Below are 19,461 nucleotides of genomic sequence, written 5' to 3' on the forward strand. Positions count from 1 at the left end.
TGGGCCACACCGTGTGAGGGTGTGCGCCGATCCCCCAATCGGCGGTGCGGGAAGGAGCAGCTCCGCACACCCCTTGTAGACGACACTTACGGGGATTTGGTTCGCGAAATCCAGTGACCGATTTTGCGGACCAGGTCAGGGGTGGCAGCCGCCTCCGCGTGGCCGTACCCGGGCTCGATCCACAACTCCTTCGGCTCGGCGGCGCACTCGTACAACTGGTGGGCGTGCTCGGTGGGGAAGAACGGGTCGCTGTCGCCGTGCACGATCAGCAGGGGCGTGGGCGCGACCAGCGCCGCGGCCTTGTACGGCGGAAGCGGGACCGGGTCCCAGCCGCCGCCCGCGATCCTGGTCCGTTTGACCAGCCGGGCCGCGAGCCGCCCGTGCCAGCGTTCGATGGCCCAGTGGACCTGGCGCATGGGTTTGGTGTCCCGGTAGTACCAGCGGGCCGGGCCGCTCACCGACACCACCCCGTCCACGCCCCGGTGCAGCGCGGCGTGCCGTACGACCACGGCTGCGCCCATCGAGAAGCCGACCGTGGCGATGCGCCGGTAGCCGATGGCGCGGGCATACTTGACCGCCGCGTCCACGTCGAGAACCTCGAGGTCGCCCACGGTGGACCGGCCGCCGGAGTGTCCGTGCCCCCGGAAGTCGAACGACACCACGCCACCGAACTTCGACAGAACGTGCACGATGCGCCGCGTGTCCGGCCCCCTCCACGTGCCGGTGAAGCCGTGCGCGACCACAATCCCCAAATCGAGACGAGCAGGGCCGAGCGAACCGTTGGGCGTGTGCGCCGCGTCGATGCGGACACCGTCCGCCGTGCGCAGCATCGCTCCGAAAGCAGCAGCGAGAGCCATGCCCCCGACCTTATTTCCCCCCATGTCACATAACTCCCAGGTGCCCCCCGCGCACTACGGGAACCGTCACAGGTCGGCAGTCGAAGGCAGCCGGTCCCAGGCGGCCTTCAGCCTGACCTCCCCGTCGTCGAGCGACTCGATCTGGTCCCACTCGGCGTACCGGATCTCGCCGTGCATGCGCCGAACGAGGGCGCCGAGCAGCGACGGCCGCCACAGTCCGGGGCCGCGCTCGTACCCGAAGAGCCGCCCGGCACGGCGCCGGGCGATCAGCAGGCCGGCGAGCCGGAACGCCTGATGGACCTCGGCCAGCAGCGGCCCGTCCTGGACGAGACGGACGTCCACCGTGTCGCCGGCGGCCTCCCCCGACGGACCGAGCACCGCACGGCCGAGCAGCCCGCCGAGCCGCATGGTGTCAGGCCTGTCCTCCCACCTCTCCCGCACCTGGAGGGTCTTCTCCGGCGCCTCCTGCGCCGTACTTTCGGGAGCATCTTGCTCGGGCGTACCCACCGCGCCGGGGATCCGGCCGACGACGTTCCTGGTCAGCCAGCGCTCCAGCGCAAGGTCCTGCCGGTGGCCGGCCACCCGTACGGCACTGCCGATCTCGGTCACCAGACTCATCTCGATGCGGTACGGCCCCGGCCGCTCCTCTTCCCGGAAGAGCCGGTCGGTCTGCGTCATCAGCCAGCCCGGGAGGCCGCCGAGTCGCGGACCGAGCGCCAGCGGCCCGGACAGGATCGCGGTGACGTACGGCCGGTCGCCCGGTCGCACCTCGAGGTCGTCCACCTTGCAGAGCAGGCGGTCGTCGCTCTCCCTGACGACCTGCCGGTCGAGCAGGTGCAGGCGGGCGTGCAGCACCCGCGCCGTCTCACTCATGCCACCCCTCGCCTGGCGGCTCGGGCGTGCGTCGTGCCGAAGGTGCGCAGGTCGGCACGTCGCGAGATTGTGCTGTGCTCATTGATTCGCTCGCTTCGCTCACTCATCGATGCCTCACCTCCTCGTGCCGGGCCGTCACTGTCCCGCCTTCGTCGCGAGCATCAGGGGGATGGCCGCGAGCGCCACGACGATAAGCAGCACCATGTAGAAACTTCCCAGCACGTTGCTGAATCTGCCGTTGACCTTCTCCCCCATGTAGTCGGGATCGTTGGCGATCATGAGGACCGGCAGGTAGGTGAGCGGAAGGGCCGCGGCCGAGAAGACCAGCGAATACTCGGTCACCTTGATCGGGTCGATGGTGGTGAGTATCAGCGCGGTCGCGACGATCACCGAGGCCAGCACGGTCACGTGGAACCGGGCGGCGCGGCCAGGCACCACGTACTTGCCCCACTGCCAGCCGAAGTACTGGCTCAGCGAGTAGCCCGACGACAGGGCGGTCTCCAGCGTCGCGCCGAAGGTCGCCGCGAACACCCCCAGGATCACCACTCCGAGACCGACCTTGCCCAGCCCCTGGGCGACCGGGAGCACCATCTGCCCGAGCGAGTCGGGCTCGGCCGCGACGGGCATGAACACGGTCGCCGCGCACGCCGCGATCGCCAGCGACAGCGCGCCGCCGAGGGGGAAACCGACGAACACGTTGGCCCGGGCCGTCACCAGATCCTTGCGCGTCCACTTCTCCTCGACGCCGCCGGAGGAGAAGAAGAAGACCTCGTACGGCGTCATCGCCCCGCCGAGCAGCGCGACCGCGTAGTAGAGGTACGTCGGCACGCCCTCGTCCTGCGGCGGCCGGACGAGCTGCGTGGTCAGCTCGCCCCAGTCGGGCCCGAGCTGCCACAGCGCGACGATGAACACGACGAGCGCGAGCCCGGCCAGCCCGAAGACGCGCTCCATGGTCTCGAACTTCACCCGCCACATGACCAGCCAGGCGACCAGGGCCACCGGCGGCACCCACAGCAGGTAGTTGAGCCCTGTCACCAGCTCCAGCGCGAGCGCGGAGCCGCCGATCTCGGCCGCGAGCGTGAGCACGTTGATGAAGAACGACGCCCCGAGGTTGACCAGCCCGGCGCGGGGGCCCATGCGCTCGCGGACGAGGTCGAAGACCGGCCGCTGCGACACCGCCGCGATCCTTCCGGACATTTCGGCGAAGACGCAGATCCCGACGATGCCGACGATCACCACCCACGCGAGGGACATCCCGAACCTCGACCCCACGACGGCGTTGGCGACGAGGTCGCCGATGTCCACGAAGCCGCCGAAGGCCGTCAGGATGCCGAGCGTGACCGCGACCAGTTTCTTCACTTGTGCTTCTCCGCGAAGTCGTTCAGCTCGCTCGCGAGCCCGTCCAGCTCTCGTGCGGCCGCCACCGGGTCCTTCACCCCGTCGCGGCGCGTCTGGATGAGCAGCTCCTCCACCTCGCTCTCGGCCTTCTCGGTGAGGCGCAGCACCTCGTCCCTGATCCCGTCGGATGCGTCCGAGGGCGGCTGCACGCCGCCGAACTGGTCGTTCACGCTGCTCAGGTCCTGCACCGCCTCGGTCAGCAGCCCCTCGGCGTACGGCCCGGTCATCCGGTCCCGGTAGGCGACGGCCGAACGGGCGAACCGCACGGCCGAGGCGGCCGAGGCGGCGGTCTTCCCCGCCTTGAGCGCGTAGTCGTGGTCGTCCCAGGCGGGGCTCACGCAGGCGGACAGCACAAGTGCCGTCAGGAGGGCGAGCGGCGCCAGCCGAGCCGGCGGAGTCATGTGCGCCGCCGCAGCAGGAGATAGGCGAGGACGAGGAGCGGCACGAGAAACTCCGCCCAGGCGATGAGCAGCACGAGACCTTCATCCGTCACAGCCGGTTCATCTGCCCTAACGGAAAGCCTTTATACGGCCCACAAGACGGTAAGGAATGCGGCTCGCGGCGGGGGCGTTGCCATCGAGGGTCCCCTACGCGGGCGGCACGTGCCGGCGATCGGGATCAACTAAAATGGGTAGGCCGTGCACGCGGCGGATGTGCGTCTCGCTTCAGTCCCGGGACGCGGACGAGACCCCGACCAACCAGAGCGAGACTTCACTATGCCTATGAACACCCGCGACGACCTGCGGAACATCGCGATCATCGCGCACGTCGACCACGGCAAGACCACGCTGGTCGACGCGATGCTGTGGCAGTCCGGCGCGTTCCGTGCCAACCAGGACGTCGACGAGCGCGTCATGGACTCCAACGACCTGGAGCGCGAGAAGGGGATCACCATTCTCGCGAAGAACACGGCGGTCCGGCACGACGGCATGACCCTCAACATCATCGACACCCCCGGCCACGCCGACTTCGGCGGCGAGGTCGAGCGCGGCCTGTCGATGGTGGACGGCGTCGTGCTGCTCGTGGACGCCTCCGAGGGCCCGCTGCCGCAGACCCGCTTCGTGCTGCGCAAGGCGCTCGCCGCGAAGATGCCGGTGATCCTGTGCATCAACAAGGTGGACCGGCCGGACGCCCGCATCGCCGAGGTCGTCGACGAGGTGTACGAGCTGTTCATGGACCTCGACGCCACCGAGGACCAGATCGACTTCCCGATCGTGTACGCCTCGGCCAAGGCCGGGCGTGCCTCGCTGGAGCGCCCCGCCGACGGCGGCATGCCGGACTCCCCCGACCTGGAGCCGCTGTTCGAGACGATCAAGAACACGATCCCGGCGCCGGTGTACGACCCGACCGCGCCGCTCCAGGCTCACGTCACCAACCTCGACGCGTCCAGCTACCTGGGCCGTATCGCGCTGTGCCGTGTCCACCAGGGCACGATCCGCAAGGGCCAGCAGGTGGCGTGGTGCCGCACCGACGGCACCGTGCAGCGCGTCAAGATCTCCGAACTGCTGATGACCGAGGCGCTGGAGCGCAAGCCCGCCGAGGAGGCCGGCCCGGGCGACATCATCGCCATCGCCGGCATCCCGGACATCATGATCGGTGAGACGCTGGCCGACCCCGAGGACCCGCGCCCGCTGCCGCTGATCACGGTCGACGAGCCGGCGATCTCCATGACGATCGGCACCAACACCAGCCCGCTGGTCGGCAAGGTCAAGGGCGCCAAGGTCACCGCCCGCCTCGTGAAGGACCGCCTCGAAAAGGAGCTGGTCGGCAACGTCTCGCTGCGCGTGCTGCCCACCGAGACGCCGGACGCCTGGGAGGTGCAGGGCCGTGGCGAGCTGGCCCTGGCGATCCTCGTGGAGCAGATGCGCCGCGAGGGCTACGAGCTCACGGTCGGCAAGCCGCAGGTCGTGACCAAGGTCGTCGACGGCAAGGTGCACGAGCCGGTCGAGCGGCTCACCGTCGACTGCCCTGAGGAGTACCTGGGCGCGGTCACGCAACTCCTGGCCGTACGCAAGGGCCGCATGGAGCACATGACCAACCACGGCACCGGCTGGATCCGGATGGAGTTCCTGGTGCCGGCGCGCGGCCTGATCGGCTTCCGCACCGAGTTCCTCACCGAGACCCGCGGCACGGGCCTCGTGCACCACGTGTTCGAGACGTACGAGCCGTGGTTCGGCGAGCTGCGCACCCGCAACAACGGCTCGCTGGTCGCCGACCGCGCGGGCCAGGTCACCGCGTTCGCCATGCTCAACCTGCAGGAGCGTGGCACGCTGTTCGTCTCCCCGGGCACCGAGGTGTACGAGGGCATGGTCATCGGAGAGAACTCCCGCTCCGACGACATGGACGTGAACATCACCAAGGAGAAGAAGCTCACCAACATGCGCTCCTCCACCAGCGAGGAGACCGAGAAGGTGATCCCGCCGCGCGTCCTGTCCCTGGAGCAGGCCCTGGAGTTCATCCGCGACGACGAGTGCGTGGAGATCACTTCGCAGACCGTGCGCATCCGCAAGGTCGTCCTCGACGCGGCCAGCCGTGGCCGCGCCGCCGCCCGCGCCAAGCGCAGCTGACCACCGCCCCGGTCCCGTACGGGGACCGGGCGCCGAAGCCCCCGCCGGACGATCGGCGGGGGCTTCGGCTTTCCCCGTCCGCCGGCCCCGTTCAGGAGTCGCTCGCAGGCCAGGTCAGCCGCCCCTCGCGCAGGTCGTCCACGACCGACCGCAGCCAGCGCTCCTCCGTCGCGGTGAGCGCGAGCAGGTACTCGCTCTCGATGGCGGTGACCCTGGGCAGGTCGCCCGTCTGCGCCGCCAGGGATGCCTCCAGCCCCGCCCTCGTCTCCGCCAGCCGCTCGGCGCGGCGTTCCAGCAGCCGCAGTGCGTCGTGCGGCGGGATCATCATCAGGTGTGACAGAGCCGCGGGGAACTGCGGGAACTCCTGTTTGGGCAGGGCCACACCGAGCCCCTCACCTACGCCGAGGTCGTCCGCGTGCCCGCCGCGGAGTGGCCGGCACGCCTGCGCGATCTCTATGCCGGTCACGTCCCGGGCGAGAAGCTGCTGGCGGGCACCGACCCCGGCGAGCTCATGATCACCGGCGCCCGGGTGCCACGGCCCGGTAGGTGGCCCCGGAGCGGCAAGAGCGGGTAAACGGCGGGCACAGATGGCGTCGTCCGCGCTCCTCGCCCTATCCGGCCGTGCTCTGCTGTCGCAGGCAGTGCAGTGTCTGAGGAGGAGCGATCATGCCCCGCACAACCCATTTCGCCCTGGCCGCCGGGCTCACCCTGGGACTGGCCGCGGCGGCCGTGCCGGCCGCCCCGATCGGCTTGATCGCCCCGGCGGCCCCGTCCGCGTCGTCGGCGCCGTCTTCTCTGTCGGCGTTGGGGGCGACCGCCACCGCCACCCTGGCGGCCGCCGCGACCCCGGCCCGCGCCGGAGAGTCGGCGACCGCCGTCATCAGGACCGCGGCCGGGCGCGTCCTCGGCACCGTGAGGATCGAGCGGTACGACGCGAAGAAGTCGAGGGTCAGCGTCAGCGTGCAGGGGCTCACTCCCGGGTTCCACGGCTTCCACGTGCACGCCGTCGGCGTGTGCGACGCCCGTTCGGTCGACAAGGCGACGGGCAGCGCGTTCTCCAGCGCCGGGAGCCACCTCGGCCCAGGAGAGCACGGCGACGGAGCCGGGGACATGCCGCCGCTGCTCGCGGCCGCGGACGGCACCGCCGCCGCGTCCTTCGTGACCGACAGGTTCACCCTGGAGCGACTCGGCGACGCCAACGGAAGCGCGTTCGTGGTGCACGCCGGGCCGGACAACTTCGCGCACATCCCGGACAGGTACTTCCATCGTCCGGACGCCGCAGGCGCCACGGGCCCGGACGCGACCACGCGCAAGACCGGCGACGCCGGTGCGCGGATCGGCTGCGGCGTCGTCAAACTCCACGCCTGATCCCTCGCGTGCGGGGCCGTTCCGGACTACGCGCCGCCGCACCGCACGGACGGCTCGTGGGGCCGTTTCGGGGTACGCGGCCTGCCCGCCTCGCCGTACGGACGACTCACGGCGGGGCGGGGACGCGGTGTCAGGAGAGGCGGTGTCAGGAGAGGTGGCGGCGCAGCCAGTCGACCAGCGGGACCAGCGCCCGCCAGGTCGAGCGGACCCGGTCGAGGGTTTCGGGGGTGTGCAGCCACGGCTCCGGCTCGAACCGCCGCCCGGCGTGCAGCGTCTTGTGCCGCAGGAGTTCGAGCCGGGGGTGGTCCTCCAGCGTGCCGCGAGGGCGGGTCTTGAGCCGCTCGCCGCCGACCGTGAGATCGCCGGGCAGGGCCGCGAGGATCTCCTCCAGCAGGGGCCCGGCGGTGTCGTCGTCCAAGGCCTCGCGGTAGCGCGACACCTGGTCGCCCGGCATCCACCAGCCCGCCGCCACGTAGAGACCGTCGGCGTCCACCTGCACGTAATAGCCGACGCCCTCCACGCCCACCCCGCAGTAGGCCCCCTGATGCGTCTTGTACGGCGACTTGTCCCTGGCGAACCGGACATCGCGGTGCGGCCGGAACAGGTGGGCGGGTCCGAACTCCGGCTCCAGCTCGTCCATGAGCGCGAGCATCGGCGTCCGGACCCCGGTCTCGTACAACTCCTTGTGGGCCGTCCAGTACGCCTTCGAATTGTCGGCGACGAGGCCCTCGTAGAAGATGAGCGCCTCATCGGGGAACCCGCTGAAACCCATGCCACCCACCTTCGCACGCCCCACCGACAGTCACGGGACCGGGACGGCTCGGCCGCCCTCGGCGCCGCCGTTGTCGCACCGAGGTCACGGATTCACTTGTTCGTGTACTTCTTCCCGGGAGCGGTGTCGCCGAGCAGCTCCGAGACGGTCACGTACGTGAAGCCCTTGTGGTCGAGTTCGTCCAGCAGCCGGGGCAGCGCCTGCACGGTGGTCGGGTGGATGTCATGCATGAGCACGATGTCACCGGGTTTGGCGGCGGCGCTGCGCTGGGCGATCACCGTGGGGTTGCGGTTGAGCCAGTCGAGGGTGTCGACGGCCCACAGGATCTGCGCGAGCCCCGTCTGCTTCGTCTCGTTGTCCACCGTCTGGTTCGTCGCACCGTACGGCGGGCGCATGAGCCGCATCCGCACGCCGGTCACCTTCCGCACGGCGTCCTGGGTCCGGTCGAGCTCGTGGCGCAGGGCATCGGGCGACAGCCCCGCCAGGGATGCGTGGTCCCAGGAGTGGTTGCCGATCTCGTGGCCCTCGGCGGCCATCCGCCACACGAAGTCGCGCGTCTCGTTCGTGATCATCTGGCCGAGCAGGAAGAACGTGGCCCGGGCGTGGTGGGCCGCGAGCAGGTCGAGGACGTGCCCGGTGTATTCGGCCGGCCCGTCGTCGAACGTCAGTGCCACGCATTTGTGCGTTCGGCAGTCGACACGCCGCGGCGGCGGGATCGCGGGCAGGCGCGGGCCCGGCACTCCCCGCTGCGCCCCCGCGAGCCGCCAGCGCAGCAGGTCGGCGTCGAACCGCCGCGGTGTGCCGAAGCGCGGATGCTGGGCCGCCGGCCCCGGCCGGTTCTCCCCCGCCGGTACGGACCGGACCTGGGCGCACCCGCCGAGCAACAGCAACGACAGCAGAACGGATCCGATCCGCATACGACCCCCCGGAGCAGGCGGGGGGCCACGAACGCTACGGATAGCCTCCGGCCGCTCCCCCACGCAGAACCTTTTCCAGCTCCTCCCACCAGGGCGGCACGTCCGCCTTGAGTTCGGCGTATCTGCGAGCCACCCGGATGGCGCATCCTGCCGGGTCCGTACCCAGGTGCCGGCACTTCACGGCACCCTCGCGCCAACGGTAAAAGCCCTCACGAAAGGTCACGACCAGGCCTATCCAGACGGAGAGAGTAGCCTCGTCACCGATCTCGTAGGCGTCGGCCACCCCGAGCGCGGCGAGTTCCGCGCGAAGTTTTTCCACCGCGACTCGCGATTCACTCACCGGCCACCGCCCCCTGCACAGCAGACACGCACAAAAAGGGATGTACCCAACCTTGGAGCGGGGCTTGCGGATTCATTCTGTAATCATCGACTACTAAGCGTCACCACGCAGCCCTTACTGGTCAGTCATCTCCAGGTTCTCCGACCGCGGGCCGGTCGGGAGGCACGGGAGGCTCGGTGACCACCATCACGAACCGCAGCGGTTCGTCGTGCTCGTTGGCGTACCGGTGCGGACGGTCGGCGCCGAACACGACGGCGTCGCCGGACGCCACGACGTGGCTCCTGCCGTACACGGTCAGCGTGAGCCGCCCCTCCAGGACGGTGAGCATCTCGCGGGTGCCGGCGGGGTGCGCGTCGCCGTCGTGGTGCTCGCCGGGCCCGAGGCACCAGTCCCACAGCTCCAGAATGGCGGGCGCGTCGGTGCCCACGAGCAGGCGGGCCGAGCCCCTCCCGGGGTGCCGAAACGTCACCATCTCGGACTCGTGCACGACCCGGACGACCGGGGTGTCGGCGACCTCCACCAGCCGCGCGAGGGTCACGCCCAGCGCGTCGGCGATCCGGGTGAGCGTGTTGACGCTCGGGTTGGTGCGGCCCTGCTCGATCTGGATGAGCATGCCGCGGCTCACGTTCGACCGGGCCGCGAGCTCGTCGAGGGTCAGCCCCCGGTGGGCCCGCTGGCCCCGTACGTTCGCGGCGATGGCCGCGGTGATCGTCGCAGGATCGGCCATGAGTACAGCCTAGTGATCTCCTACTACAATTCATTGCACTATCGATGAGTTCTCTTGGGGGATCCGTGACGGCGGTGGCGCTCGCGACGGCATGCGCGGTGATCTTCGGTACGGCCGACTTCTTCGGCGGGCTCGCCACCAGGCGCTCGAAGGTGCTGGCCGTCGTCGTGCTCTCCCAGCTCGGCGGCCTGCTGCTGGTCGGCGCACTGCTCCCGGTCCTGCCCGGCCATGTGAGCACGGCCGCGCTGGCCTGGGGGATGGCCTCCGGAGTCGCCGGCGCCTTCGGCATCGTGCTGTTCTACCGTGGCCTGGCCACCGGGATGATGTCCGTGATCGCCCCCACCACGGCCACCACCGCGATGGCCGTCCCCGTGCTCTTCGGACTTCTCACCGGCGACCGGCCGTCCGCTCTGGCACTCGTGGGCGTGGCGCTCGGCCTGTTCGCCGTTCTGCTGGTCAGCCGCGAGCCGGGCGGCGGCGCGAGCGGCCCGAAGGCGGGGCCGATCCTCGCCGCCCTGGTGTCGGGCGCGGGGTTCGGCGGATTCTTCGTGCTGCTCAAGGTGGCCCCCGCCGACTCCGGCACCTGGCCTCTGCTGGGGGCGCGGATCGCGTCGATCACCCTGGTCGTGCTGCTGGCCCTGGTCACGCGCAGGAGCCTGCGCCCTGTGCCCGGCAGCCTCACGGTGACGATCGCGGCCGGGGTGCTCGATATGGCCGCCAACGTGCTCTATCTCTTCGCGGCGCAGCGGGGGATGCTCACCCTGGTCGCCGTCCTGGTGTCGCTGTATCCGGCGAGCACCCTGCTGCTCGCCCGGTATGTCCTGGGCGAGCGGCTGAGCCCGGTGCAGATCACCGGCGTCGGCTTCGCGCTCGGCGCGATCGCCCTCATCGCCGCGGCCTGAGCCGCACCCGGTCCTCCGCCTGGATCCGCGGCGCGGTCGGTGGCCGCCACGGCGATGAGTCGGACGACGGCACGACGTGGACCGAGGTCGGCACGGTCACGCTGACCGGGCTGCCCGAGACGGCCGAAGTCGGGCTGTTCGCCACCTCGCCAGGCGCCTTGTGGGACATGGCCGTAGCCTTCTCCCAGGTCACCGCCACTTTCGACCGGATCGATCTGCAGGGCGCGAACGGTCCGTGGCACCGCGACGACGTGGGCGTCGGTTACGAGTCCGACGGCAAGACCCCGCATCACCCGGGCGGGGTCGTCGAGTCCGGCGACAAGCTCATCGTGACCGGAGGTGGTGACATCGGGCCCGCCGTGATGCTGGGCGGTATACGCGCCGACCTCATGCTGATCGGCGGGGCCGTGGGGCTGATCCCGGTGCTCGTGGCGGCGGCCACGTTCTTCATGACGGAACACCGGCGCCGGCTGATCGGGACCGGCCCACCGGCGCAGCCGCGTCCGGTGCGGCTGCTGGCGGCCAAGGCCATGGTGGTCGGCGCGGTCGCGTTCGTGGCGGCGCTGGTGTCCTCGGGGGTCGTGGTCCCCGTCGGCCTGGCGATACTGCGTGCCAATCACAACCAGGTTCAGCCGATCACCTCGAGCACCGAGCTCCGTATGATCGTCGGCTACGCGGCGCTGACCGCGGCCGCCGCCGTGCTGGCCCTGGGCCTCGCCGCGCTGGTCAGGCGGGCCGGTATCGCGATAGGGCTGGCCATCGCGCTGGTCGTCGTGCCCTACCTGCTGGCGACCGCGGGTCTGGCGCCACGGCTGCTGATGATCACCCCTGCCGCCGGGTTCGCGATCACGCAGAGCATCCCCACGTTCGCGCACGTCGACGTGGGCCCGTCACTGCTCGCAGGCTACTACCCGCTCCCGCCATGGGCAGGCCTGACCGTCGCCTGCGCGTACGCCGCCCTCGCCCTCGGGGTGGCGATGGCCGTACAAACCCGGCCGCAGCACTCGGCATCCAGGTGAGCCGCCCTGAGTTCCCGGCGCGGCCGGGCAGGGGCGACCGGTCACGGCTCCTCACGGGCCGATCAGGCGGCGCAGGCCTGCTCGGGGACGCGTACGACGCCCTCCTCGCGGGCGTAGTCCTCCAGCATGCCCCGGAGCTGCCGGCGGCCCCGGTGCAACCTGGACATGACGGTGCCGATCGGAGTGCCCATCCGGTCGGCGATCTCCTTGTACGCGAAGCCCTCGACGTCGGCGAGGTAGACGGCCACCCGGAAGTCCTCCGGCAGCGCGCGCAGGGCGTTCATCACGACACTGTCCGGGATCTGGTCGAGCGCCTCGGTCTCGGCCGAGCGCAGCCCGCTCGACATGTGCGACTCCGCCGCGGCCAGCTGCCAGTCCTCGATCTCCTCGGCGGCCGACAGCTTGGGCGAGCGCTGCTTCTTGCGGTAGTCGTTGATGAAGTTGTTGGTGAGGATGCGGTGCAGCCACGCCTTGAGGTTCGTGCCCTCACGGAACTGGTGGTATGACGTGAACGCCTTGGCCACGGTCTCCTGGACCAGGTCCTCGGCGTCTGCGGGGTTGCGCGTCAGACGCATGGCGGACGCGTAGAGCTGGCTCGTCACCGGCACGACCTCACGCTCGAACCATGCCTGCCGCTGCTCGTCGGTCGAGATCATCTCTTCCCCCTACGGAACTTCTCCCCCGTTACCCGTCCGGCCGGAACACATGCGAGGTGGCTCGTTCATCGTTGTGCCAAGGACATCGTGCCGTTTGGGGCCTAAGCACGCTGTTAATTCGTCCGGCCTGGTCAGCACCGTCGTTCTCCCGGACCAGGCCCGCGCGGCCAGGTCACGCGCAAGCCGAACAAGTCTCATTAGCGTAACACTGAAGCCTCAATCCGGAGTAAAATGTGGCAGATTTCACTGGCCGCCGACGCGGTCGGCGGTCGTGCCCCGGCGGCTCAGCCTTTGGTGTTCATGCCCGAGGGCGTGCCACAGTAGCGGGATGAACCACCTGGATCGGCACGATCCGGTCACGAGAGCCTGGGTGGCCGACGCCATCCAGGCCGTCGAGGCCGACGCCAACCGAAGCTGCGACACTCACCTGCACGCCTTCCCGCTCCCCTCACACTGGGATGTCGACCTCTATCTGAAAGACGAGTCGGTGCACCCGACCGGTTCACTCAAGCACCGTCTCGCCCGGTCCCTCTTCCTGTACGGCCTGGCGAACGGCTGGATCGGGCCCACCACCACGATCATCGAGGCGTCCAGCGGGTCCACCGCGGTGAGCGAGGCGTACTTCGCCCGCCTGCTCGGCCTGCCGTTCATCGCCGTGATGCCGGCGAGCACCTCACCGGAGAAGCGGGAGATCATCGAGTTCCACGGCGGCAAGTGCCACCTGGTGGACGACCCGAGGGCGATCTACGACGAGTCGCACCGGCTCGCCGCCGAGACCGGCGGGCACTACATGGACCAGTTCACCTACGCCGAACGGGCGACGGACTGGCGGGGCAACAACAACATCGCCGAGAGCGTCTTCCAGCAGATGACGCTCGAACGGCACCCGGAACCCGCGTGGATCGTGGTCGGCGCGGGCACCGGAGGGACCTCGGCGACGATCGGCCGCTACATCCGCTACCGCCGCGCCCAGACCCGGCTGTGCGTGGCGGATCCCGAGGGCTCGGCCTTCTACCCGTCCTGGGTGTCGGGCAAGGAGCACGGCGGCGCCGGATCGCGCATCGAGGGCATCGGCCGGCCACGGGTCGAGCCGTCGTTCCTGCCGACGGTCATCGACCGGATGACCCAGGTTCCGGACGCCATGTCGATCGCGGCCATGCACTGGGTCAGGGAGGTCGCCCGCCGGGAGGTCGGCGGATCGACCGGCACCAACATCGCGGCGGCGGTGCAGATCATCCGCGAGATGCGCGAGCGGGGCGAGCGCGGCAGCGTGGTCACGCTGATCTGCGACGGCGCCGAGCGTTACCGCGACACCTACGGCGACCCGCGCTGGCTGTCCGAGCAGGGCATCGACATCGCCCCTCACCTGGAGGAACTACGCGCCTTCCTCCGGAGCTGACGAGTGGCGAGCCGGGGAGTCCCGGCCCGCCACCGTGCTCCTTGTTTTCTCGTGGTTCCTTGTTTCTCGCGTCAGTCGCCGAGCAGGGCGTCGACGAAGACCTCGGGGTCGAACGGCGCGAGGTCGTCGGGCCCCTCGCCGAGGCCGACCAGCTTCACGGGCACGCCCAGCTCACGCTGGACCGAGATCACGATGCCGCCCTTGGCGGTGCCGTCCAGCTTGGTGAGGGCGATGCCGGTGACGTTGACCACCTCGGCGAAGACCTGCGCCTGGCGCATGCCGTTCTGCCCGGTGGTCGCGTCGAGGACGAGGAGCACCTCGTCCACCGCCGCCTTCTTCTCGATGACCCGCTTGACCTTGCCCAGCTCGTCCATCAGGCCGGTCTTGGTGTGCAGGCGTCCCGCGGTGTCGATGATGACGGTGTCCGCCTTGTCCTCGATGCCCTTGGCCACGGCGTCGAACGCCACGGACGCCGGGTCACCGCCCTCCGGGCCTCGCACCACGCCCGCCCCGACGCGGTCACCCCACGTCTGGAGCTGGTCGGTGGCCGCCGCGCGGAAGGTGTCCGCGGCGCCCAGGACGACCTTGCCGCCGTCGCCGACCAGGACCCGGGCGAGCTTGCCCGTGGTCGTGGTCTTGCCGGTGCCGTTGACGCCGACGACGAGGACGACCGCGGGCCGCTCCCCGTGCGGCGTAGTGTGCAGGGTGCGGTCGAGGTCCGGCGCGATCTGCGTGAGCAGCTCCTCGCGCAGCAGCTTGCGCACCTCGGTCGGGGTGCGGGTGCCGAGCACCTTCACCTTCGTCCGCAGTTCCTCCACCATGGCGCGGGTGGGGGCCACGCCGACGTCGGCGGTGATCAGGGTCTCCTCGATCTCGTCCCAGACGTCGTCGTCGAGATGGTCGCGCGACAGCAGTTCGAGCAGGCCGCGCCCGAGGACGTTCTGCGAGCGGGCGAGTCTGCTGCGCAGCCGCACCATCCGGCCGGCCGAGGGCGGCGGGACCTCGATCTCGGGAGCCTTGATCAGCTCTTCGATCGGAGGCGCGGGAGGAGGCAGCGTGGTCGTCGTGCCGCCGTCTTCCTCACCGAGCCCCGTCTTCGCGGGCTCCTCCACAACGGGAGCCTTCGGCTCCGGCGGGGCCGGCGGCGCGGGCGGCAGGTCCTTCGCCTTCGGCCGGAACAGCAGCCACAGGCCACCCACCGCCAATATGGCGACGATGGCCACGATCACGATGATGCCGAGGTAACCGTCCACACCATGCAGTTTCCCAGATCACCCGCATTACTCCGGCCAGGGCGGCTCTATCTAGACTTTCTCCCGGAGGCGCTGGCTGACGACCTGCGTGACGCCGTCTCCGCGCATGGACACGCCGTACAACGCGTCGGCGATCTCCATCGTGCGCTTCTGATGCGTGATCACGATGAGCTGTGAGGTCTGTCTCAATTCCTCGAAGAGGGTGAGCAGCCGCTGCGTGTTGGTGTCGTCGAGCGCCGCCTCGACCTCGTCCATCACGTAGAACGGCGACGGGCGCGCCTTGAAGATCGAGACGAGGAACGCGACCGCCGTGAGCGACCGCTCGCCGCCGGACAGCAGCGACAGGCGCTTGACCTTCTTGCCGGGCGGCCGGGCCTCGACCTCGACGCCCGTCGTCAGCATGTCCTCCGGGTCGGTCAGCAGCAGGCGGCCCTCCCCGCCGGGGAAGACCCGCTGGAAGATCTCCCCGAACTCGCGCGCCACGTCCTCGAACGCCGCCGCGAAGACCTGCTCGACCCGGTCGTCGACCTCCTTGACCACGAGCAGCAGGTCGCGCCGGGTCTTCTTGAGGTCTTCGAGCTGCGAGGTGAGGAAGGCGTGCCGCTCCTCGAGCGCGGCGAACTCCTCAAGCGCCAGCGGGTTGACCTTGCCGAGCTGGGTCATCTGCCGCTCGGCCGTCCTGGCCCGCTTCTCCTGCTCCTCCCGGACGTACGGCACCGGCGGGTCGCCGGGCACCGGCACGCCCGGCCCATACTCGGCGATGAGCGGTTCGAGCTCGATTCCGTACTCCTCCAGGGCGCGCTGCTCCATCTGCTCCAGGCGCAGCCGGCGCTCCGTCCTGGCCATCTCGCTGCCGTGGACGCGGTTGACCAGGGCGTCCAGCTCGGAGCTGAGCTCCCGTACGCGCAGGCGCACCTGCTTGAGCTCGGCGTCGATCTGCCCGCGCGCCCGCTCCGCCTCGTCACGTTCCCCGGCGGCCCGGGCGAGTGAGCCTTCCAGGGCGTTCAGAGCGGCCCGGGCGCCCTCGGCCACCGCCGCGGCGATCTCCGCCTGCCTGCGGCGACGTTCCCGGTCGGCCGCGGCCCGGGCCCGGTCCTGCCGCTCGCGCTGGGCCGCGCGCAGCAGGGCGTCGGCGCGGCCCGCGATGCCCCGCACCCGCTCCTCGGCCGTACGGACGGTCAGCCGGGCCTCCATCTCGGCCTGCCGGGTGACGCCGCAGGCCGCGGCCAGCTCGTCCCGGGTGTCGGTGGTCGGCTCCGCCTCCAGCTCGGCGGCGTACTCGGCCTCGGCGAGCTGCTCCTCCAGCTCCACGACCATGGCCTGAGCCTGCTCGCGCGCCTCCTGGGCGTCGAGCACCGACCGGCTCAGCCGGGCCGCCTCGTCCTGGGCGGCCTTGACGGCGGCCTCCAGCCGGGCGAGCTGCCTGGCCGCCGCCGCGGCCCGCTGGTCGGCCTCCCGCTGCCTGCCGCGCAGGCGGTCGAGCCCGGCCTGCGCCGTGTTCAGCCCGTTCTGCGCGGCGTTGACGCCGCTCTGGGCGGCACTCACGCCGCTCTGCGCCTCCGCGACCCGCGCCTGCGCCGCCTCCAGCGCGAGCTGGCACTCCCGCTCGGCGGCCACGGCCTCGGCCAGCGCCTCCGCATGCCGTTCGGCCCCGGCCCGGGCGGTGGCGAGATCGGCCGCGGCCTCGTCCAGGGCCGTACGCATCTGCAGCAGCGAGACCCCGCCACCGGAGCCGCCGTGCGCGGCGTGTACCCCGAGCAGGTCGCCCGACGTCGTGACGGCCCGCAGCTCCGGGTGGGCGTCCACCACCTTGCGCGCGGTGAGCAGGTCGGGCACCACGACCACGCCGGCCAGCAGCGCCTCCACGGCGGGGCGCAGCTCGTCCGGCACGGTCACCAGATCGGCGGCCCATTCGGCGCCCGCGACGGGCACCTCCGGCCTCCCGCCGTCACCGTTCCTGTCGCCGGCGATCAACAGGGCGGCGCGGCCGGCGTCGGCCTCGCGCAGGTGCTCGACGGCCGCCACGGCGGCGGTGAGCGAGGCGACGGCGACCCCGTCCACGGTCAGCACGGCCGCGACGGCCGCCTCCGCCCCCGGGCGTACTGCCAGCAGTGTGGCGATCGGGCCGAGCACGCCGGGCAGACCCGCGCCGAGCAGCGCGGCGGCCCCGTCCGCTCCCCCGGCGAGGCTCATCTCCAGGGCTTCGCACCGCGCCTGGAGAGCGGCGACGGCACGCTGTGACTCCTGGTCGGCGGCGCGGGCCGTGCCCACGGCGGCCCTGGCGGCTGCCAGCGCGTCCCTGGGGGCGGCCAGGTCGGCCCGCGCCCGCTCCACCACGGCCTCGGCCTGCTCGGCCACGGCCCTGGCCTCCTCCACCGCGGCGCGAGCGAGGTCCACGCCCTCCTGCGCGGCCTCCAGCTCGGCCGCGAGCTCGGGGTCGGCCGGCTGTTCGTCGAGCGCCTGCGCGTCGAGCTCGTCCTGGGCCTGCTCCGCGCGCCGGGTGGCGTCCTCGACGGCCTTGGTGAGCCTGCCGATCTCGTCTCCGGCGGCCCTGGCCCGGCTCCTGGCCGACTCGACCTGGCCCCGGAGACGGGCGAGGGCCTCACGGCGGTCGGCCGCGGCGCGGGCGGCGGCGGTGAGGCGCCGCTCCTCGGCGGCCAGCGCCTCCTCGGCCTCGGCCCGGACCTCGACGGCGGCCGCGAGCCGCTCGCGCGCCTCGTCCAGCTCCTCCGCCAGCACCCGCTCCTGCTCCCGCACCTCGGCGGCCTCGCGTTCCAGGTCCTCCGGGTCGCGCCCGCGCCGCTCGATCGACGCGGCGTCGGCGGCGTGACGCCGGCGTTCTGCCGCGAGGCTCTCCACGCCGCGCAGCCGCTCCCGCAGGGCGGAGAGACGGTAGAAGGTCTCCTGGGCGGCCTTGAGCCGCGGCTGCGCCTCGTTCTCGGCCGCCTCCAGCTCGGCCTCCCGCCGCTGGCCCTCGGTCAGCTCCGCCTCCACCCGGGCGCGCCGCGCCTGTACGGCCGCCTCGTCGGCCTCCTCCCGCTGCAGCGTGTCGCGGAGGGTGATCACGTCGTCGGCGAGCAGGCGAAGCCGCGCGTCACGCAGGTCGGCCTGGATGACGGCCGCCTTGCGGGCGATCTCGGCCTGGCGGCCCAATGGTTTGAGCTGGCGGCGCAGCTCGGTCACGAGGTCCTGCACGCGGGTGAGGTTGGCCTGCATCGCGTCGAGCTTGCGGAGCGCCTTCTCCTTGCGCTTGCGGTGCTTGAGCACGCCCGCGGCCTCCTCGATGAACGCCCTGCGCTCCTCGGGGCCCGCGTGCAGCACCTGGTCGAGCTGGCCCTGGCCGACGATGACGTGCATCTCCCGGCCGATGCCGGAGTCGGACAGCAGCTCCTGGATGTCGAGCAGGCGGCAGGTGTCGCCGTTGATGGCGTACTCGCTCTGGCCGGACCGGAACATCAGCCGGCTGATCGTGACCTCGGTGTAGTCGATCGGGAGCGCGCCGTCGGTGTTGTCGATCGTCAGCGTGACCTCGGCGCGGCCGAGCGGCGGGCGGCTGGAGGTGCCCGCGAAGATGACGTCCTCCATCTTGCCGCCGCGCAGCGACTTGGCGCTGTGCTCGCCCATGACCCACGCGAGCGCGTCGACGACGTTGGACTTGCCGGAGCCGTTGGGGCCCACCACGGCGGTGATGCCCGGCTCGAATCGGAGGGTGGTGGCCGAGGCGAAGGACTTGAAGCCGCGTAAGGTGAGCGTTTTCAGATACACGTCCGCCCCCCTCGATGCCGCCTGGCGTTTGGGGGGAAAGACTACAGCTCCGGCAGGCCGGGTACGCGGGGATGGGCACCGGCGGCCCACGCGGCGGGGCCTGGACCGAAAGCGGGATAAGACAAGCCGGGCAGTCCGCTCATTCCGCGGGCGAACGATCCTTGAGATCGGTCAGCCGGTGAATCGATTCCCCGGGAACGGCGGCGGAAATGGCAAGGGACGCCTTTGCGGGGCGTCCCTACAATCCTTCTCTTCCGGCCGGTTCTCAGGTGAGAGCCGGCTCGCGATCCTGCAGCCGGACCAGGTCCTCATCACGAGTCTGCGCCGTGAGCGCGTCGTTCTGGGCCTGAAGCCGGGTGAGTTCTGCCTCGAGGTCGCGGACGCGCTGCTGGAGACGGCGCATTTCCGAGATCATACGAGGATCAGGACCGCCGACGTGGCCGAGTAGAGCCTTCGCCATAGTAAAGGGTCCTCCACGCTGAGTGACCAGACTGGTTCGCGCACTTCATGCCGCGGGAGGGGTGCGCGTGGTTCCTCTCAAGAGTCGCACCGGCATTGGAGACGGTCAAGCTGAACGCTCCGCACAGACGTGCCGGTGGGCACTCTCGCTAGATAAATATACCGGATTTGAGGGGTTTGAGGGAAGCC

Annotated in this window: 19 protein-coding genes; 6 read left to right on the forward strand and 13 right to left on the reverse strand. The window is 71.0% G+C overall.

What is annotated here, in order from left to right:
* Positions 1-86: 86 nt before the first annotated feature.
* The 4 genes from ACQPZZ_RS32940 to ACQPZZ_RS32955 form a co-directional block, all read right to left on the reverse strand.
* Positions 87-857 carry an alpha/beta hydrolase gene (locus tag ACQPZZ_RS32940; protein ID WP_432925530.1) on the reverse strand — a complete coding sequence of 257 codons (771 nt, stop codon included), beginning with the start codon at positions 855-857 and terminating at the stop codon, positions 87-89.
* Positions 858-923: 66 nt separating this feature from the next.
* Positions 924-1,730, reverse strand: a complete 807-nt coding sequence (locus ACQPZZ_RS32945; RefSeq protein ID WP_432925532.1) for a hypothetical protein — start codon at positions 1,728-1,730, stop codon at positions 924-926.
* 135 nt (positions 1,731-1,865) lie between these two features.
* On the reverse strand, positions 1,866-3,089 hold the full coding sequence (locus ACQPZZ_RS32950) for an NRAMP family divalent metal transporter (RefSeq protein WP_432925534.1): 1,224 nt from the start codon (positions 3,087-3,089) through the stop codon (positions 1,866-1,868).
* A complete protein-coding gene (locus ACQPZZ_RS32955) occupies positions 3,086-3,529 on the reverse strand; it encodes a hypothetical protein (protein WP_432925536.1) in 444 nt (147 codons plus the stop codon). The genes ACQPZZ_RS32950 and ACQPZZ_RS32955 overlap by 4 nt, the downstream gene beginning before the upstream one ends.
* 315 nt (positions 3,530-3,844) lie before the next feature.
* Between ACQPZZ_RS32955 and typA the strand changes: the two genes are divergently transcribed.
* Complete coding sequence (typA, locus tag ACQPZZ_RS32960; RefSeq protein WP_432925538.1) at positions 3,845-5,695, forward strand: translational GTPase TypA; 1,851 nt, start codon at positions 3,845-3,847, stop codon at positions 5,693-5,695.
* Positions 5,696-5,786: 91 nt separating this feature from the next.
* Here the strand turns inward: typA and ACQPZZ_RS32965 are convergent, their stop codons facing one another.
* On the reverse strand, positions 5,787-6,077 hold the full coding sequence (locus ACQPZZ_RS32965) for a hypothetical protein (protein WP_432925540.1): 291 nt from the start codon (positions 6,075-6,077) through the stop codon (positions 5,787-5,789).
* A gap of 33 nt (positions 6,078-6,110) precedes the next feature.
* Here ACQPZZ_RS32965 and ACQPZZ_RS32970 point away from each other — a divergent pair, with 33 nt between their 5' ends.
* Both ACQPZZ_RS32970 and ACQPZZ_RS32975 read left to right on the forward strand, forming a co-directional pair.
* Positions 6,111-6,269: a hypothetical protein gene (locus ACQPZZ_RS32970; RefSeq protein WP_432925542.1), complete on the forward strand. Its 159-nt coding sequence runs from the start codon at positions 6,111-6,113 to the stop codon at positions 6,267-6,269.
* 92 nt (positions 6,270-6,361) lie between these two features.
* A complete protein-coding gene (locus tag ACQPZZ_RS32975) occupies positions 6,362-7,063 on the forward strand; it encodes a superoxide dismutase family protein (protein ID WP_432925544.1) in 702 nt (233 codons plus the stop codon).
* A gap of 145 nt (positions 7,064-7,208) precedes the next feature.
* Here ACQPZZ_RS32975 and ACQPZZ_RS32980 read toward each other — a convergent pair whose 3' ends face one another.
* From ACQPZZ_RS32980 to ACQPZZ_RS32995, 4 genes are all read right to left on the reverse strand, one after another.
* Complete coding sequence (locus ACQPZZ_RS32980; protein ID WP_432925546.1) at positions 7,209-7,835, reverse strand: DUF2461 domain-containing protein; 627 nt, start codon at positions 7,833-7,835, stop codon at positions 7,209-7,211.
* Between the two features lie 92 nt (positions 7,836-7,927).
* The gene (locus ACQPZZ_RS32985; RefSeq protein ID WP_432925548.1) at positions 7,928-8,752 is read right to left on the reverse strand and encodes a polysaccharide deacetylase family protein; all 825 of its coding nucleotides are present in this window, start codon (positions 8,750-8,752) and stop codon (positions 7,928-7,930) included.
* 34 nt (positions 8,753-8,786) lie between these two features.
* Positions 8,787-9,092 (reverse strand): hypothetical protein, encoded by a 306-nt coding sequence (locus ACQPZZ_RS32990; RefSeq protein WP_079312678.1) that lies wholly within the window; start codon positions 9,090-9,092, stop codon positions 8,787-8,789.
* A 121-nt stretch (positions 9,093-9,213) separates the two neighbouring features.
* On the reverse strand, positions 9,214-9,819 hold the full coding sequence (locus ACQPZZ_RS32995) for a helix-turn-helix domain-containing protein (protein ID WP_363644109.1): 606 nt from the start codon (positions 9,817-9,819) through the stop codon (positions 9,214-9,216).
* Between the two features lie 44 nt (positions 9,820-9,863).
* Between ACQPZZ_RS32995 and ACQPZZ_RS33000 the strand changes: the two genes are divergently transcribed.
* Positions 9,864-10,721 (forward strand): DMT family transporter, encoded by an 858-nt coding sequence (locus tag ACQPZZ_RS33000; RefSeq protein WP_363644107.1) that lies wholly within the window; start codon positions 9,864-9,866, stop codon positions 10,719-10,721.
* Positions 10,722-10,888: 167 nt separating this feature from the next.
* On the forward strand, positions 10,889-11,740 hold the full coding sequence (locus tag ACQPZZ_RS33005; protein WP_432925551.1) for a hypothetical protein: 852 nt from the start codon (positions 10,889-10,891) through the stop codon (positions 11,738-11,740).
* A gap of 62 nt (positions 11,741-11,802) precedes the next feature.
* Here the strand turns inward: ACQPZZ_RS33005 and ACQPZZ_RS33010 are convergent, their stop codons facing one another.
* Positions 11,803-12,396 (reverse strand): sigma-70 family RNA polymerase sigma factor, encoded by a 594-nt coding sequence (locus tag ACQPZZ_RS33010; protein WP_363644099.1) that lies wholly within the window; start codon positions 12,394-12,396, stop codon positions 11,803-11,805.
* A 328-nt stretch (positions 12,397-12,724) separates the two neighbouring features.
* On the opposite strand from ACQPZZ_RS33010, the gene ACQPZZ_RS33015 reads away from it, so the two are divergent.
* The gene (locus ACQPZZ_RS33015) at positions 12,725-13,795 is read left to right on the forward strand and encodes a PLP-dependent cysteine synthase family protein (protein WP_432925553.1); all 1,071 of its coding nucleotides are present in this window, start codon (positions 12,725-12,727) and stop codon (positions 13,793-13,795) included.
* A gap of 71 nt (positions 13,796-13,866) precedes the next feature.
* On the opposite strand, the gene ftsY is transcribed toward ACQPZZ_RS33015, so the two are convergent.
* The 3 genes from ftsY to ACQPZZ_RS33030 all read right to left on the reverse strand — a co-directional run bounded on the left by ftsY (position 13,867) and on the right by ACQPZZ_RS33030 (position 19,273).
* A complete protein-coding gene (gene ftsY / locus ACQPZZ_RS33020) occupies positions 13,867-15,048 on the reverse strand; it encodes a signal recognition particle-docking protein FtsY (protein WP_363644095.1) in 1,182 nt (393 codons plus the stop codon).
* Positions 15,049-15,099: 51 nt separating this feature from the next.
* Complete coding sequence (locus ACQPZZ_RS33025; protein WP_432925555.1) at positions 15,100-18,813, reverse strand: AAA family ATPase; 3,714 nt, start codon at positions 18,811-18,813, stop codon at positions 15,100-15,102.
* A gap of 265 nt (positions 18,814-19,078) precedes the next feature.
* Positions 19,079-19,273, reverse strand: a complete 195-nt coding sequence (locus tag ACQPZZ_RS33030) for a hypothetical protein (RefSeq protein ID WP_363644091.1) — start codon at positions 19,271-19,273, stop codon at positions 19,079-19,081.
* Between the last annotated feature and the right edge of the window lie 188 nt (positions 19,274-19,461).

It is taken from the genome of Microbispora sp. CA-135349 (genome assembly GCF_050947365.1).
Lineage (GTDB): Bacteria > Actinomycetota > Actinomycetes > Streptosporangiales > Streptosporangiaceae > Microbispora.

Coding starts and splice junctions, on each gene's coding strand:
- ACQPZZ_RS33015 (WP_432925553.1), top strand. CDS start 12,725: ATGAACCACCTGGATCGGCACGATCCGGTCACGAGAGCCTGGGTGGCC.
- ACQPZZ_RS32980 (WP_432925546.1), bottom strand. CDS start 7,835: ATGGGTTTCAGCGGGTTCCCCGATGAGGCGCTCATCTTCTACGAGGGC.
- ACQPZZ_RS32945 (WP_432925532.1), bottom strand. CDS start 1,730: ATGAGTGAGACGGCGCGGGTGCTGCACGCCCGCCTGCACCTGCTCGAC.
- ACQPZZ_RS33030 (WP_363644091.1), bottom strand. CDS start 19,273: ATGGCGAAGGCTCTACTCGGCCACGTCGGCGGTCCTGATCCTCGTATG.
- ACQPZZ_RS32940 (WP_432925530.1), bottom strand. CDS start 857: ATGGCTCTCGCTGCTGCTTTCGGAGCGATGCTGCGCACGGCGGACGGT.
- ACQPZZ_RS32995 (WP_363644109.1), bottom strand. CDS start 9,819: ATGGCCGATCCTGCGACGATCACCGCGGCCATCGCCGCGAACGTACGG.
- ACQPZZ_RS32955 (WP_432925536.1), bottom strand. CDS start 3,529: ATGACTCCGCCGGCTCGGCTGGCGCCGCTCGCCCTCCTGACGGCACTT.
- typA (WP_432925538.1), top strand. CDS start 3,845: ATGCCTATGAACACCCGCGACGACCTGCGGAACATCGCGATCATCGCG.
- ACQPZZ_RS32975 (WP_432925544.1), top strand. CDS start 6,362: ATGCCCCGCACAACCCATTTCGCCCTGGCCGCCGGGCTCACCCTGGGA.
- ACQPZZ_RS33005 (WP_432925551.1), top strand. CDS start 10,889: ATGGCCGTAGCCTTCTCCCAGGTCACCGCCACTTTCGACCGGATCGAT.
- ACQPZZ_RS33000 (WP_363644107.1), top strand. CDS start 9,864: ATGAGTTCTCTTGGGGGATCCGTGACGGCGGTGGCGCTCGCGACGGCA.
- ACQPZZ_RS33010 (WP_363644099.1), bottom strand. CDS start 12,396: ATGATCTCGACCGACGAGCAGCGGCAGGCATGGTTCGAGCGTGAGGTC.
- ACQPZZ_RS32985 (WP_432925548.1), bottom strand. CDS start 8,752: ATGCGGATCGGATCCGTTCTGCTGTCGTTGCTGTTGCTCGGCGGGTGC.